Source organism: Nitratireductor sp. L15S-10, assembly GCF_045011005.1.
Classification (GTDB): Bacteria; Pseudomonadota; Alphaproteobacteria; order Rhizobiales; family Rhizobiaceae; genus Nitratireductor.
In genome coordinates, this window is record NZ_CP120674.1 from 2166179 (window position 1) to 2180091 (window position 13913).

The window sequence follows — 13913 nt, forward strand, 5'->3', positions numbered from 1 at the left end:
AATAGGTGGCATGCAAATTCGGCTGGCCTTTCGCGGCGTGTCTTATTATGCGTCTGCCCTATGGACAAGCAGATGCACCAATCCGAGACCCTTGCCGAGACGAACCCCGTGGCACCGCGTTCGGCGGGAGAAGTCGCTGCCGTCATCGTCGCCGCAGGCCGGGGCGAGCGCGCAGGCCAATCCACCGAGGGACCCAAGCAATATCGCCTGATCGGTGGCAAGCCGGTTCTGCGTCACACGCTTGAGACCTTCCTCTCCGATCCCCGTATCGGGCGCATCGTTGTCGCGATCCATCCCGATGACGAGGCTCTCTTTGCGGAGGCGATAGCCGGGCTTTCCAGTCAGCGTGTCCAGGCGATCCATGGCGGTCATTCAAGGCAGGCCTCCACGCGGCTCGCCCTGCTTGCGCTCTACGATCCCGCCCCCCAGACCGTCCTGATTCACGATGGTGTGCGTCCGTTCATCGACCGGGAGCTGATCGACCGGATAATCAACACGGTGGAGGAGGGCCAGGGCGCGTTGCCCGCCCTGCCCGTCGCCGACACGGTCAAACGGGCCGGCCCCGCGGGGTTCATCGCCGAAACCGTGCCGCGTCACGATCTACATGCCGCCCAGACCCCGCAGGGCTTTCCTTTCGCGCTGATCGCTGCGGCCCATGAGCGCGCGCACAAGCTCGGCCGTGAGGATTTCACAGACGACGCCTCCATCGCCGAATGGGCAAAGATACCCGTCCGCCTGGTTGCCGGCGCCGTCGACAACATCAAGCTCACCTGGGCGCGCGACATAGCTCTGGCCGATGAGCGCCTGAACCGCCCGACCGCATTCCCCGATGTGCGTACCGGCAATGGCTATGATGTCCACACCTTCACCGATGGCGATGCCGTCATTCTGTGCGGTGTCAGCATCCCACACACGAAGCGTCTCGCCGGCCATTCGGATGCCGATGTCGGTCTGCACGCACTCACTGACGCGCTGCTTGCCACCTGTGGCGCCGGTGACATCGGCACGCATTTTCCCCCTTCGGACCCGCAGTGGAAGGGTGCTGCCTCGCACATTTTCCTCGAACATGCGGCCCGCATCGTGCGCGAGGCGGGCGGACGCATCGCCAATGCCGATGTCACAATCATTTGCGAAGCACCAAAAGTCGGCCCCCACCGGGAAGCCATGACGGCAGCACTCTCCGCCATGCTCGGCATCGCGCCGCACCGCATCTCCATCAAGGCCACCACCAACGAAAAAATGGGTTTCATTGGTCGCGAGGAAGGCATAGCGGCCATTGCAACGGCCAGTGTGGTCTATCCCGGCGAGGTGCCGGCATGAGCGAATACGAGGAACGCGCCCGCGCGGTTCTTTCCGCCTGCAAAGCGCGCGGCATCATGCTGGCCACCGCCGAATCCTGCACCGGCGGCATGATCGCCGCAGCCCTCACCGACATCGCAGGCTCATCCACGGTCGTCGATCGCGGCTACGTCACCTATTCCAACGAAGCCAAGATGGACATGCTCGGCGTCCTGCCCGAAACACTCGCCACCCATGGTGCCGTTTCGGAAGAGACAGCTCTCGAAATGGCCTCCGGCGCGCTTGATCGCTCGCGCGCAGGCGTGGCGGTTGCCGTCACCGGCATTGCCGGTCCCGATGGCGGCTCGACAGAAAAGCCTGTCGGTCTCGTCTGGTTCGGTCTGGCGCTTGAGGGACGTCCGCCCACTGCACAATCGCACATCTTCTCGGGTCAGGATCGCGCAGCCGTTCGCTCTTCCACTGTGGAAATGGCGCTGGATCTGGTGCTTTCATCCCTGAAGAACGCTTAAGCGGCTGCTCCGTAGACCACATCGGCACGGCGCTCGAAGGCTTCGGAAAACATGCGGAACGCGCGATCGAACATGGCGCCCATGACCGCGCCGAGCATGCGGCTCTTGAATTCATATTCGATGAAGAAGTGGATGTCGCATTCGGCCTCACCGGCCGGCTCAAAGCGCCATTCGTTCTTCAGAAAGCGAAAAGGCCCATCGACGTAGCGGACATCGATCGCCGCTTCCTGCGGCTTGAGCGTGACCTGGCTCGTAAATGTCTCGCGCAGCGCCTTGTAACCAACCGTCATGTCGGCGACCAGAAGCGTCACCCCGTCACGTTCTTTTCGAGTGCGCACGGTCAGTGCCTCGCACATGGGTACGAACTCGGGATATTTCTCCACATCCGCGACCAGCGCAAACATGTCTTCAGGCGTGTGCGCCACCCGGCGCACGGTCTCGAATTTCGGCATCAGTTCGCAGCAGGACCCACAGCGTTCAGGCGCGCATCACGCGCTGCCTTCAGCTTGGCGAAATCCTCGCCCGCATGGTGAGAGGAGCGTGTCAGAGGGCTCGACGACACCATGAGGAAGCCCTTCGTGTAAGCCACGGTTTCATAGGACTTGAATTCTTCGGGCGTGACGAATTTTTTCACCGGATGGTGCTTGCGCGTCGGCTGCAGATACTGGCCGATGGTCATGAAGTCGACATTGGCCGAGCGCAGATCGTCCATGAGCTGCAATACTTCGTTGCGCTCCTCGCCAAGCCCCACCATGATCCCGGATTTGGTGAACATGGTCGGATCCAGCTCTTTCACCTGCTGGAGAAGGCGCAGCGAATGGAAATAGCGCGCGCCGGGGCGCACCTTCAGATAGTTGCCCGGAACAGTCTCCAGATTGTGGTTGAACACATCGGGTTTTGCCGCAACCACGATTTCCAGTGCACCGTCCTTGCGCAGGAAATCCGGTGTCAGGATCTCAATGGTTGTTTCGGGCGATGCCGCGCGGATCGCGCCGATCACGTCGGCAAAGTGCTGCGCACCGCCATCGGCGAGATCGTCCCGGTCGACCGATGTGATAACCACATGCTTGAGCGCCATCTCGCGCACGGCCTTGGCGACGTTCTCCGGCTCGTTGATGTCCACTGGGCCGGGAATGCCGGTCGCGACATTGCAGAAGGCACAGGCGCGGGTGCAAATCTCCCCGAGGATCATGAAGGTCGCGTGCTTCTTATCCCAGCATTCGCCGATGTTCGGGCAGCCGGCCTCCTCGCACACGGTCACGAGCTTGTTGGACTTCACAATCTCGCGGGTTTCCAGATAGCCCTGCGAGGTCGGTGCCTTGACCCGGATCCATTTGGGCTTGCGCAGCACTTCCTGGTCGGGCCGGTGCTCCTTTTCAGGGTGCCGCGGACGCGGCTTGGCAGTGACAGTATCGAGAATCGTGACCATGTTTGTCCTATCGCGCCCGGCTGGAAGACGAGCGTCCGAATACCCAGAGGATCAGGATCGCGCCAACAATGGCGATCACCAGATTGCCCAGAAAACCGTAGAACGAAATTCCGACAAGGCCGGCAAGCGTTCCACCGACAAAGGAACCGGCAATGCCGACAAGGATGTTGGTGAAGAACCCATGCTCGCGGTTCATCGTTTTCTCGGCCACGTAACCGGCCAGAAAACCGATCACGAGAAGGCCGAAAAAGCCGACGCCGGGCATGCCCAGAAGACCGTAGCTTTCTTCCATCATCCTGCTCCTCGTTCAAAGTTCCCCCGCATATAGTCCAGTTGGTGCGGGGGAAACAGGGGTTCAGCCCGTTTTAGGCGTTGAGCGTGCGCCCATAGGCGTCCAGCACACTTTCCTTCATCATCTCCGAAAGGGTCGGATGCGGGAAGACGGTGTGCATCAGCTCTTCTTCCGTGGTCTCAAGGTTCATCGCAACGACAAAGCCCTGGATCAGCTCGGTCACTTCCGCGCCGATCATGTGCGCGCCCAGAAGCTCACCCGTCTTCTTGTCGAAGATCGTCTTGATGAAGCCCTGATCCTCGCCAAGGGCAATCGCCTTGCCGTTGGCGACGAACTGGTAGCGGCCAACCCGGATGTCGCGACCGGCTTCCTTGGCTTTCGCTTCCGTCATTCCGACGGAGGCAACCTGCGGATGGCAATAGGTACAGCCCGGAATGAGCCCCTTGTCGAGAGCATGCACGCCAGGCACACCGGCGATCTTTTCGATGCAGATCACGCCCTCATGCTCGGCCTTGTGCGCCAGCATGGGCGGGCCTGCCACATCACCGATCGCATAGATGCCGTCGACGTTCGTGCGCCCGTATCCGTCAACGACCACGCAGCCGCGATCCGTCTTCACACCAAGCGATTCGAGGCCGAGATTTTCGATATTGCCCTGCACGCCAACGGCGGAAATCAGCTTTTCGGCCGAAATCTTCTCAACCTTGCCGTCCTTGGTCTCCACATGGGCGGTGATCCCGTCCCTGCTCTTCTCGACCTTCGCAACCTTGGCCTCAAGCTTGAACTTGATGCCCTGCTTTTCGAACTGGCGCTTTGCGAACTTGGAGACCTCAGCATCCTCAACCGGCAGGATCTGCGGCATCAGCTCTACCACGGTCACCTCCGCACCCATGGTGCGGTAGAAGGAGGCGAACTCCATGCCAATGGCGCCGGAACCCATCACGACCAGCGATTTCGGCATCGTCTTGGGAACCATTGCCTCGAAATAGGTCCAGATCTTGTCGCCATCGGGCTCAATACCCGGCAGAACGCGCGGGCGCGCGCCCGTGGCGACAATGATGTGCTTCGCCTTGTAGGTGCCGGCACCCTTGGTGTTCTTCGGCATGGGTGGCTGCGGTTGCATCGCCTTTTTCGAAGGCTCGGAAACGACCACCTCACCCGGCTTGGAAAGCTTCGCCTCGCCCCAGATCACATCAATCTTGTTCTTTTTCATCAGGAATCCGACACCGCCATTCAGGCGCTGGGACACCTTGCGCGAACGGTCCACAACGGCGTCCACATCGGCCGAAATCTTGCCTTCAATGGTCAGTCCGTAATCCTTGCCATTTTCGGCATAATGCTTGATCTCGGCCGAACGCAGCAGAGCCTTTGTCGGGATACAGCCCCAGTTCAGGCAGATGCCGCCCAGATGCTCGCGCTCCACGATTGCCGTTTTTAAACCAAGCTGTGCAGCACGGACGGCGGTGACATAGCCGCCGGGTCCCGATCCTATGATGATAACGTCGTAATTTTCAGCCACAGCTGGTTTCTCCTTGTCGTCGTATCATTGTCCGGGCGCAGCTTTGGAACGGCCGCGCCCCGAGAGTTTTCAGGTCCGCGCAGCCCCGCGCAGACCAAAAGCGATGAGCAATAGAAACACGCCGTTGGAAAGCAGTTCCACGGCGAGCAGAATGCCCAGGATGGTCGCTGCAGCCCATGGCATGTCCGCCAGTATCATCACACCAAGCAGCAGCGAGACGATGCCTGAAAAGAGCACCCACCCCCAGCCGGAGAGCGGCCGGAATGCGAACGCATACATGATCTTCACCACACCGAGCACCAAAAACATGATCGCGACCAGAATGGTAAGCGATATGATCCCCGCGGCCGGTTTGACGATGATCGATATGCCCACGGCAAGCGTCAGCGCCCCGAGCAGAAGTGCCCACAAAAAGCCGCCCCAGCCACGAACACGGAAGGCCTGCACGATCTGGAGCACGCCAAACAGAACGAAAGTCCAGGCCGCGAGTATCGCTGCCGTCATGGTTGCGGCGAACGGATTGGCAAGCGCCAGAATGCCGCCAATCAAAGAGACTGCTCCAAGCAGTGCCAGCCATCCCCACGACGCATGTACGCTTTCATTTCCCAAAGTGTTGGCCATGCTCAACCCTCCTTTTTCAAAGTCCAAGCATGTCTCTCACGACCGGGGCGAGCCCCCGGCCAATGGAGCTCGTGTTTTCCGCGTCCAGGTGAACGCCGTCAAGCGGGCTTGTGCGTGCAACAGAAGCGGCATCGAAAAAGCCCGTACCGGTTTCCCTGGCGAGCGATGCATAGAGGGTGGCCAGCTTGGCCGATTCGATACGAGCGCTCTCAAACAAAGCCGCGAAATCGGGATCAGGCGTTTCACAGGCCGGCGGAGGCGACATGATGAGGACCTTCGGTGCCGGTTCTCCCATCGGATAGTCATGCCCGCGCACGATATCGATCAGTCGCTGCATGCCCTGTTTGGCTCCAAATGCGTGGCCGCAAATGAAGGGCTTCATGTCGTTGGTGCCCAGCATGATGACAACCAGATCGAGCGGCGCATGGCTGGTCAGGAGCGTGGGCAGAACCCGTGCGCCATTTCGGTCGGCACCGGAGGCAAAGTCGTTGAAAACCGTGGTGCGGCCATTCAGCCCTTCGGCAATCACGCGTGCCGTGCCGCCAAGTTCCGCTTCAAGAACGCTCGGCCAGCGAACGTCATGGGCGTGCCGCCCGGGGCCGTCAGGGTCATACCCCCATGTCAGCGAATCGCCAAAGCACAGGATGGTCTTCATCATTTGCCCCCGGGGTAGCAGTCCATACGGTCCCTATATCAGCATCGTCAGCGGGTTTTCGATGACCTTCTTGAAGGCTGCGAGAAGTTCGGCGCCGAGCGCGCCATCCACTGCGCGGTGATCGGTCGAAAGCGTCACCGACATCACCGTTGCAACCTTCACTTCGCCATCCTTCACCACGGCCCGCTGCTCGCCAGCGCCAACCGCGAGGATCGTCGCATGCGGCGGGTTGATGACGGCGGCGAAGTCCTTGATGCCGAACATGCCGAGATTGGAAACGGCCGTGTTGCCGCCCTGATACTCTTCCGCCTTCAGCTTGCGCGAGCGCGCCCGCGCTGCCAGATCCTTCATCTCGTTGGAAATCGCCGACAGCGTCTTCTCGTCGGCGCGGCGGATGATCGGCGTGATCAGGCCACCGGGGATCGACACGGCAACGCCCACATCGGCGTTTTTGTGTTTCACCATGGCGCTCTCGGTCCACGAGACATTCGCCTCCGGCACCATGGCAAGCGCTTTTGCGTGCGCCTTGATGACCATGTCGTTGACCGACAGTTTGTAAGCCGGCTTCTCGCCATCGTCGGTCTTCACCTTCGGCGCGGCATCGTTCAGTTGCTTGCGCAGCGCCAGAAGCGCGTCGATCTCGCAGTCGAGCGTCAGGTAGAAATGCGGGACGGTGGATTTCGCCTCGACCAGACGGCGCGCGATGGTCTTGCGCATGCTGTCATGCGGGATCAGCTCGTAGGAGCCTTCCTCGAACAGTTTCATGACCTGATCGTCGGACATGGTCGGCTGTGCGGCGGGTGCTGCAGAAGGTGCTGCTTCGGCTGATTTCGCGCCACCATCGTTCGCCGCTGCTTCCACATCGGCCTTGACGATCCGGCCCTTCGGCCCGGAACCTGAAAGCGCTGCAAGATCAAGCCCGGCTTCCTTCGCAAGACGGCGCGCAAGCGGAGAGGCGAATACACGCCCGCCATCGCCTGTCGGTGCCGCTTTCGCTTCCGCAGGCTTTGCCTCGGATTTGGCAGCGGGTGCTTCTTCCTTTGCAGGCTTTTCAGACTTTGGTTCAGGCGTGGAGTCGGAACCGCTCTCGGCAGCTTTCGCCGCCGCACCGGCATCCTCGCCCTCTTCGGCCAGAACAGCGATCAGCGCATTCACCTTCACGCCTTCAGTGCCTTCCGGCACCACCAGCTTTGCGACGGTGCCCTCGTCCACGGCTTCCACTTCCATGGTCGCCTTGTCGGTCTCGATTTCGGCGATCACATCGCCCGGCGCGACGCTATCGCCTTCCTTAACCAGCCATTTGGCGAGATTACCCTCTTCCATCGTCGGCGAAAGGGCAGGCATGGTGACTTTGATCGGCATGGTGTCCTCCCCCTCTAGCTGCGATAGGAAACGGCTTTCACCGCTTCGACCACTTCGGCCACGTTCGGCAGCGCGAGCTTTTCAAGGTTCGCCGCATAAGGCATCGGCACATCCTTGCCCGCGACCGTGATCACCGGCGCGTCGAGATAGTCGAAGGCCCGCTGCATCACCTGGCTGGCGATATGCGCGCCCACCGAAGACTGCGGGAACCCTTCCTCGACCGTCACCAGACGATTGGTCTTCTTCACCGAAGCGATCACCGTATCAAGGTCCATCGGGCGGATCGTGCGCAGGTCGATCACCTCCACGTCGATCCCCTCACCCGCCAGCTCTTCTGCCGCCTTGACCGCATAGGTCATGCCGATGCCGAAGGAAACGATGGTGGCGTCCCTGCCTTCCTTGTGGATGCGCGCCTTGCCGATCGGCAGCACAAAGTCATCCATCTTCGGAACGTCAAAACTCTGGCCGTAGAGGATTTCGTTTTCGAGGAAGATCACCGGGTTCGGATCGCGGATCGCGGCCTTCAAAAGCCCCTTCGCATCGGCTGCCGTATAAGGCATCACCACCTTGAGCCCCGGGATATGCCCATACCAGGCGGCGTAGCACTGCGAATGCTGTGCGGCCACGCGGGCAGCCGCCCCGTTCGGTCCGCGGAACACGATGGGCGCGCCCATCTGACCGCCGGCCATATAGAGCGTCTTGGCGGCCGAATTGACGATCTGGTCGATCGCCTGCATGGCGAAGTTGAACGTCATGAATTCGACGATCGGCTTCAGCCCGGCAAAGGCCGCACCAACGCCGACGCCGGCAAAGCCGTGCTCGGTGATCGGCGTGTCGACCACGCGCTTGTCGCCGAACTCCTGAAGCAGCCCCTGGGTCACCTTGTAGGCGCCCTGATATTCGGCCACCTCTTCACCCATGACGAAAACATCGCCATCGCGGCGCATTTCCTCCGCCATGGCATCGCGCAGGGCTTCGCGCACGGTGGTCGAAACCATCTCCGTGCCCTCGGGAATGTCCGGATCGGCGGCGATTTTAATTTCAGGTGCAGCAGGGACCGAAGCGCCGCCGGAGGGTTTTTCTTCCGTTTCCGTCTTTGCCGTTTCGTCTCCCGATGCATCGGAGGCAGGCTTCGAGGCTGTCTTGTCGAGATCGGCCTCGCTTTCGCCTTCACCCAGAAGAAGCGCAATGGCGGTATTGACCTTCACGCCTTCGGTGCCTTCGGCGATCAGGATCTTGCCGAGCGTGCCTTCGTCCACGGCTTCCACTTCCATGGTCGCCTTGTCGGTTTCGATCTCGGCGATCACGTCACCGGGCGCGACGGCATCGCCTTCCTTCTTGATCCATTTGGAAAGATTGCCCTCTTCCATGGTCGGAGAGAGCGCGGGCATGAGAATTTCGGTTGGCATGTCGGCCCTCCCCTCAAAGCAGAATGTCGGTGTAGAGTTCAGACACATCCGGTTCCGGATCCGTCTGCGCGAATTCGGCCGAATCACCGACGATCTCGCGCACCTCCTTGTCGATGGCCTTCAGTTCGTCTTCGTCAGCCCATTTGTTCGCCACCAGACGCTGCTTCACCTGCTCGATGGGATCATGTTCGGAGCGCATTTTCTGCACTTCATCCTTGGAGCGGTATTTGGCAGGATCCGACATGGAATGGCCGCGATAGCGATAGGTCTGCATTTCCAGAATGATCGGCCCCTTGCCCGAACGGCACCATTCCACGGCCAGATCGCCGGCGGCCTTCACCGCGCGCACATCCATGCCATCCACCTGAATACCCGGGATCTTGAAGGAAAGACCGCGATGGGAGAAATCGGTTTCCGCGGAGGAGCGCGCCACGGCCGTGCCCATGGCGTAGCGGTTATTCTCGATGATGTAGACCACCGGAAGCTTCCACAGCGACGCCATGTTGAAGCTCTCATAGACCTGGCCCTGATTGGCAGCGCCATCGCCGAAATAGGTGATCGAAACGCTGTCATCGCCCCGATAGCGGTTGGCGAAGGCCAGCCCCGTGCCAAGCGGCACCTGCGCGCCGACAATGCCGTGACCGCCGTAAAATTTCTTCTCCTTGGAGAACATGTGCATGGAGCCGCCCTTGCCCTTGGAGTAGCCGTTGCGGCGCCCCGTAAGCTCGGCCATCACGCCGCGCGCTTCCATGCCCGTTGCGAGCATGTGTCCATGATCGCGATAACCGGTAATCACCTGGTCGCCGTCCTTCATGCTCATCTGCATGCCGACGACCACGGCCTCCTGGCCAATATAAAGGTGACAGAAACCGCCGATCAGGCCCATGCCATAGAGCTGGCCGGCCTTTTCCTCGAAACGACGGATCAGAAGCATTTCACGATAGGCGTGAAGCTCCTGTTCCTTGTCAAAATCTTCCGGCTTGGGTGGCTTGGGTGCCTGAACAGCACTCCCTGACGCCCCTTTCTTGGTCGAGCGTGACCTTGCGGCACTTGTCTTGCTTGCGGCTCGCGCCATGCCTCTACTCCCTAGCTGACATTCCGGGGAATTTGTGCAACGGTAGAGTCAGGCATTGGTTGCGCCGTGAGCCTCCCGTCATCTCCCGCTTATGGTAGATGAAGCTAGCACGTGGAGCAAAATTCGGCCATTCAAAATCCGCATAGCTGCCATGCAGCTAAACGATTGGATTTTCACATATTATTGTTGATTAAGTGAAATTCAGTTAATTCAACGATCAGCGCCAATGAGGATAATGACCTCATTTTCTCGCGCCAGATTGAGCGCACGACGCGCCTGTTCGTCGAGCATATCCTTTTCAAGACTGCCATCGTTCACCAGAGCAACCCTGTGCTCAAGCTCCTTGCGCTTGGCGACAAGTTCATCAAGCCGGGCCTGTGCTTCGGCGATCCGTGTCTCAAGCCTGTATTTCGAGTATATGCCATAATCGCCGTGATAGGCGTGAAAGCCAAAATAGGCGAGAAAAAGCCCCGTGATCGTCGGAACGATCAGACGGCCAGTGTTGCGGCGTTTGTGATGACGTGTCCACATGCGGAAAAACCCTTCTCCCGCATGTGACCATATGTTGCTTAAAGGACCGTTATTTCCCTACGGTCACCTGAAGACTTTATCCGCGCAGGATCGATTTTCCGGCGTAGCGCGCCTGCGGGCCAAGCTCTTCCTCGATGCGGATGAGCTGATTGTACTTCGCCGTGCGATCCGAGCGCGCCAGCGAACCGGTCTTGATCTGCCCGCAATTGGTGGCAACGGCCAGATCCGAAATGGTCGAATCCTCGGTTTCGCCAGAACGGTGCGACATGACTGCCGTGTAGCCGGCCTTGTGCGCTGTCTCCACCGCGTCGAGCGTTTCAGTCAGCGTGCCGATCTGGTTCACCTTCACCAGAATCGAGTTGCCGATCCCCATCTTGATGCCATCGCGCAGGCGCGCCGAGTTGGTGACGAACAGATCGTCGCCAACGAGTTGGGCTTTGTCGCCAACCAGGTCGGTGAGGATCTTCCAGCCCTCGAAATCGTCTTCCGACATGCCGTCTTCGATGGAAATGATCGGATAGTTGCCGACGAGCTTTGCAAGATACTCGGCCTGCGCCTTGCCGTCGCGCGTCTGGCCTTCGCCTTCGTAGACGTATTTGCCTTCCTTGAAGAACTCGGTGGCAGCACAGTCGAGTGCAATGGCCACGTCCTCTCCCGGCTTGTAGCCGGCCTTCTCGATGGAGGCGAGAACGAAATCCAGTGCGTCTTCGGCGCTTTTCAGGTTCGGCGCAAAGCCGCCCTCATCGCCCACATTGGTGTTGTGGCCGGCATCCTTCAGCCCTGCTTTCAGTGTGTGGAAGATTTCCGAGCCCCAGCGCACGGCCTCGCGGATCGAGGATGCGCCGATGGGCATCACCATGAATTCCTGGAAATCGATCGGGTTGTCGGCATGGGCGCCGCCATTGACGATGTTCATCATCGGTACAGGCAGGACATGCGCGGAAGCGCCGCCCACATAGCGGTAAAGCGGGAGATTGGAGGCTTCGGCGGCCGCCTTTGCAACCGCCAGCGAAACGCCGAGGATCGCATTTGCGCCAAGACGGCCCTTGTTAGGGGTGCCGTCCAGATCGATCATCGCCTGGTCGATCTGCATCTGTTTTTCAGCTTCAAGCCCGCTCAGGGTCTCGAAGATCTCGCCATTGATGGCATCGACTGCCTGCTCGACACCCTTTCCGAGATAGCGCTTGCCGCCATCGCGCAGTTCCACGGCCTCATGAGCACCGGTCGATGCGCCCGAAGGCACTGCGGCACGCCCCATCGAACCGTCTTCCAGAACCACATCGACCTCGACGGTGGGGTTGCCCCGGCTGTCCAGTATTTCGCGTCCGACAATGTCGAGAATGGCAGTCATTTTAGCTCTCTCTGATCTGAAGGTTGTCCCCGGCGCCCGTCACCGGGAGGGTATGTTCGCGCTTTTCATAACGCAGGCGGACGAAAACTCAATGTCGAGACAGGCTTCAGCTCGCCTTGGCGATACGATCAAAGGCCATCAGGCGCTCAAGAAGCCCCTTCATCTCGTGGAGCGGCACCATATTGGGACCGTCAGACGGCGCATTGTCGGGATCCTGATGTGTTTCCATGAAAACGCCAGCGACACCCACCGCAACGGCAGCGCGCGCAAGCGTTTCCACAAATTCTCGCTGACCGCCGGACGAACCTCCACGGCCTCCGGGCTGGGCGACCGAATGCGTCGCATCGAAGATAACCGGTGCGCCCATAGCCGCCATCTGCGGCAGGCCGCGCATGTCCGAAACAAGCGTGTTATATCCGAACGAGGTACCCCGCTCGGTCGCCATCACATTTGGATTGCCCGAATCCGTCACCTTGGCGATCACGTTTTCCATGTCCCAGGGAGCCAGAAACTGCCCCTTTTTCACATTCACCACCTTGCCGGTTTTTGCTGCGGCGATCAGGAGATCGGTCTGGCGGCACAGAAATGCCGGGATCTGGAGTACATCGACCACTTCGGCGACGACCCGGCACTGCTCCTCGGTGTGAACGTCCGTAATCACCGGGACATCGAATTCCTTGCGGATGTCGGCGAAGATCGGCATGGCAGCATCCAGCCCCGCCCCGCGTTTTCCCGAGAGCGACGTGCGGTTGGCCTTGTCGAAGCTGCTCTTGTAGACGAGCCCGATGCCCAGTTCGTCGGTCATTTCCTTGAGTGCGCCTGCCATGTCGAAAGCGTGCTCACGCGTTTCCATCTGGCAGGGGCCGGCGATCAGCGCCAGCGGCGCGTCATTGCCGAACACGACCTTTCCGACAGTCACACGCGGATTGGGTTTCATGGGGAAGACTCCTCAAAGACAAAAACTGCGCCCTGCCCCGCTGCCGGCGGCACGATGATGCTGCCCTGTTCTTCGGCGAACAGGACAGCCTGCATGGATAGGTGCGACTGCAATCCGGCAATATCCGGACATTGGAAGACAATCGCCGCGAGATCGAGCTGGCCGTGCGGAGCCGCACGGTCGAGGCCAAGGTCGGCCTTGTAGCGTTCCGGTGTCATCACGGTCAAAACCGCATTCCCTAGTGGCAGATCGAGCCCGTCCCCCTGAACGGGTTCAGGGGATGCGCCGGAGAACCGCTTCAGAAATCCTGCATGCGTTTCGGGGCTTGCGGCGAGCAGGATGATGCGCGCGGTGCCGGTAACGCCATTTAGATGCGTTTCCAGCGCGCCGCGCCCGCCCGAAGGCAGGTTCACACGCTGGCAGGTGAAGAAGAAATGCCCGTCAGCATCCTTTGGGGCGGCGAAGGCAAGCCGAAATGATGCGGTCGCCTCCTTTCCCGAAGCATCGCGGAACGGACGCGAAAAGGAAAGCGGGTCGCCAGCCGAAATTCCGCCATCCACAAAGCGCTCGTGGTCCTCGTCGGCGTCATCGGTACCAAGAACAACGGCGGAGAAGCCCTCGTCGCCGAACAGCTTCCGAAATTCTTGGTCGCGCTTGACGAAGACGTTGCCCGCTTCTTCGGCCTCGCGTGCTGCCTTCGGATCGACGCGGCTCAACGGTTCCAGATAGGAGCCGTCCTTGAAAAACACGCAGCAATTACCGGTTCCAAAGGGATGGGCGGCATCGGGTGCGACGGTAAAACCGAGCGTCTTTAAACGCTCTCGCGCAACCGGCAGATGAGCGGTTGGCAACACACAATGGTCGAGATTGCGCGAGGAAGTTACGTCGTTTTCAGAAACCATGCACCGCATGTGCCCCAAGCTC

The 13913-nt window shown here is 60.2% G+C and carries 15 protein-coding genes; 2 read left to right on the forward strand and 13 right to left on the reverse strand.

The features are described 5' to 3' along the window. Positions 1 to 72 precede the first annotated feature (72 nt). Together P2W41_RS10380 and P2W41_RS10385 are read left to right on the forward strand one after the other, a co-directional pair. Complete coding sequence (locus tag P2W41_RS10380; RefSeq protein ID WP_404933081.1) at positions 73 to 1320, forward strand: bifunctional 2-C-methyl-D-erythritol 4-phosphate cytidylyltransferase/2-C-methyl-D-erythritol 2,4-cyclodiphosphate synthase; 1248 nt, start codon at positions 73 to 75, stop codon at positions 1318 to 1320. Continuing rightward, complete coding sequence (locus P2W41_RS10385) at positions 1317 to 1808, forward strand: CinA family protein (RefSeq protein ID WP_404933082.1); 492 nt, start codon at positions 1317 to 1319, stop codon at positions 1806 to 1808. The genes P2W41_RS10380 and P2W41_RS10385 overlap by 4 nt, the downstream gene beginning before the upstream one ends. Here the strand turns inward: P2W41_RS10385 and P2W41_RS10390 are convergent. The 13 genes from P2W41_RS10390 to P2W41_RS10450 all read right to left on the reverse strand — a co-directional run bounded on the left by P2W41_RS10390 (position 1805) and on the right by P2W41_RS10450 (position 13891). Then, positions 1805 to 2260 carry a type II toxin-antitoxin system RatA family toxin gene (locus tag P2W41_RS10390; RefSeq protein WP_292895575.1) on the reverse strand — a complete coding sequence of 152 codons (456 nt, stop codon included), beginning with the start codon at positions 2258 to 2260 and terminating at the stop codon, positions 1805 to 1807. The genes P2W41_RS10385 and P2W41_RS10390 overlap by 4 nt on opposite strands. Then, positions 2260 to 3237 carry a lipoyl synthase gene (gene lipA / locus P2W41_RS10395; protein WP_404933083.1) on the reverse strand — a complete coding sequence of 326 codons (978 nt, stop codon included), beginning with the start codon at positions 3235 to 3237 and terminating at the stop codon, positions 2260 to 2262. The genes P2W41_RS10390 and lipA overlap by 1 nt, the downstream gene beginning before the upstream one ends. A 7-nt stretch (positions 3238 to 3244) precedes the next feature. Then, the gene (locus tag P2W41_RS10400; RefSeq protein WP_292900152.1) at positions 3245 to 3529 is read right to left on the reverse strand and encodes a GlsB/YeaQ/YmgE family stress response membrane protein; all 285 of its coding nucleotides are present in this window, start codon (positions 3527 to 3529) and stop codon (positions 3245 to 3247) included. 73 nt (positions 3530 to 3602) lie between these two features. Further along, positions 3603 to 5048, reverse strand: a complete 1446-nt coding sequence (gene lpdA, locus P2W41_RS10405; protein WP_404933084.1) for a dihydrolipoyl dehydrogenase — start codon at positions 5046 to 5048, stop codon at positions 3603 to 3605. Between the two features lie 69 nt (positions 5049 to 5117). After that, positions 5118 to 5669 carry an HdeD family acid-resistance protein gene (locus P2W41_RS10410; protein ID WP_292895569.1) on the reverse strand — a complete coding sequence of 184 codons (552 nt, stop codon included), beginning with the start codon at positions 5667 to 5669 and terminating at the stop codon, positions 5118 to 5120. 16 nt (positions 5670 to 5685) lie between these two features. Next, positions 5686 to 6324 carry an SGNH/GDSL hydrolase family protein gene (locus P2W41_RS10415; protein WP_404933085.1) on the reverse strand — a complete coding sequence of 213 codons (639 nt, stop codon included), beginning with the start codon at positions 6322 to 6324 and terminating at the stop codon, positions 5686 to 5688. A 33-nt stretch (positions 6325 to 6357) separates the two neighbouring features. Next, entirely contained in the window at positions 6358 to 7686 is a 1329-nt protein-coding gene (locus tag P2W41_RS10420) for a pyruvate dehydrogenase complex dihydrolipoamide acetyltransferase (protein WP_404933086.1), read from the reverse strand. Between the two features lie 14 nt (positions 7687 to 7700). Then, entirely contained in the window at positions 7701 to 9143 is a 1443-nt protein-coding gene (locus P2W41_RS10425) for a pyruvate dehydrogenase complex E1 component subunit beta (RefSeq protein WP_404933087.1), read from the reverse strand. Beyond that, entirely contained in the window at positions 9109 to 10170 is a 1062-nt protein-coding gene (gene pdhA / locus P2W41_RS10430; protein ID WP_292895563.1) for a pyruvate dehydrogenase (acetyl-transferring) E1 component subunit alpha, read from the reverse strand. The genes P2W41_RS10425 and pdhA overlap by 35 nt, the downstream gene beginning before the upstream one ends. Positions 10171 to 10380: 210 nt before the next feature. Beyond that, on the reverse strand, positions 10381 to 10701 hold the full coding sequence (locus P2W41_RS10435) for a septum formation initiator family protein (RefSeq protein WP_292895561.1): 321 nt from the start codon (positions 10699 to 10701) through the stop codon (positions 10381 to 10383). Between the two features lie 76 nt (positions 10702 to 10777). Further along, a complete protein-coding gene (eno, locus tag P2W41_RS10440; protein ID WP_404933088.1) occupies positions 10778 to 12052 on the reverse strand; it encodes a phosphopyruvate hydratase in 1275 nt (424 codons plus the stop codon). A 106-nt stretch (positions 12053 to 12158) separates the two neighbouring features. Beyond that, positions 12159 to 12989 carry a 3-deoxy-8-phosphooctulonate synthase gene (gene kdsA / locus P2W41_RS10445; RefSeq protein ID WP_404933089.1) on the reverse strand — a complete coding sequence of 277 codons (831 nt, stop codon included), beginning with the start codon at positions 12987 to 12989 and terminating at the stop codon, positions 12159 to 12161. Continuing rightward, on the reverse strand, positions 12986 to 13891 hold the full coding sequence (locus P2W41_RS10450; protein WP_404933090.1) for a VOC family protein: 906 nt from the start codon (positions 13889 to 13891) through the stop codon (positions 12986 to 12988). The genes kdsA and P2W41_RS10450 overlap by 4 nt, the downstream gene beginning before the upstream one ends. Between the last annotated feature and the right edge of the window lie 22 nt (positions 13892 to 13913).

Bases quoted from the DNA above. Each gene is read 5' to 3' on its own strand.
- P2W41_RS10380 (WP_404933081.1), top strand. From the start codon at position 73: ATGCACCAATCCGAGACCCTTGCCGAGACGAACCCCGTGGCACCGCGT.
- P2W41_RS10385 (WP_404933082.1), top strand. From the start codon at position 1,317: ATGAGCGAATACGAGGAACGCGCCCGCGCGGTTCTTTCCGCCTGCAAA.
- P2W41_RS10390 (WP_292895575.1), bottom strand. From the start codon at position 2,260: ATGCCGAAATTCGAGACCGTGCGCCGGGTGGCGCACACGCCTGAAGAC.
- lipA (WP_404933083.1), bottom strand. From the start codon at position 3,237: ATGGTCACGATTCTCGATACTGTCACTGCCAAGCCGCGTCCGCGGCAC.
- P2W41_RS10400 (WP_292900152.1), bottom strand. From the start codon at position 3,529: ATGGAAGAAAGCTACGGTCTTCTGGGCATGCCCGGCGTCGGCTTTTTC.
- P2W41_RS10410 (WP_292895569.1), bottom strand. From the start codon at position 5,669: ATGGCCAACACTTTGGGAAATGAAAGCGTACATGCGTCGTGGGGATGG.
- P2W41_RS10415 (WP_404933085.1), bottom strand. From the start codon at position 6,324: ATGAAGACCATCCTGTGCTTTGGCGATTCGCTGACATGGGGGTATGAC.
- P2W41_RS10420 (WP_404933086.1), bottom strand. From the start codon at position 7,686: ATGCCGATCAAAGTCACCATGCCTGCCCTTTCGCCGACGATGGAAGAG.
- P2W41_RS10425 (WP_404933087.1), bottom strand. From the start codon at position 9,143: ATGTGTCTGAACTCTACACCGACATTCTGCTTTGAGGGGAGGGCCGAC.
- pdhA (WP_292895563.1), bottom strand. From the start codon at position 10,170: ATGGCGCGAGCCGCAAGCAAGACAAGTGCCGCAAGGTCACGCTCGACC.
- P2W41_RS10435 (WP_292895561.1), bottom strand. From the start codon at position 10,701: ATGTGGACACGTCATCACAAACGCCGCAACACTGGCCGTCTGATCGTT.
- eno (WP_404933088.1), bottom strand. From the start codon at position 12,052: ATGACTGCCATTCTCGACATTGTCGGACGCGAAATACTGGACAGCCGG.
- kdsA (WP_404933089.1), bottom strand. From the start codon at position 12,989: ATGAAACCCAATCCGCGTGTGACTGTCGGAAAGGTCGTGTTCGGCAAT.
- P2W41_RS10450 (WP_404933090.1), bottom strand. From the start codon at position 13,891: ATGGTTTCTGAAAACGACGTAACTTCCTCGCGCAATCTCGACCATTGT.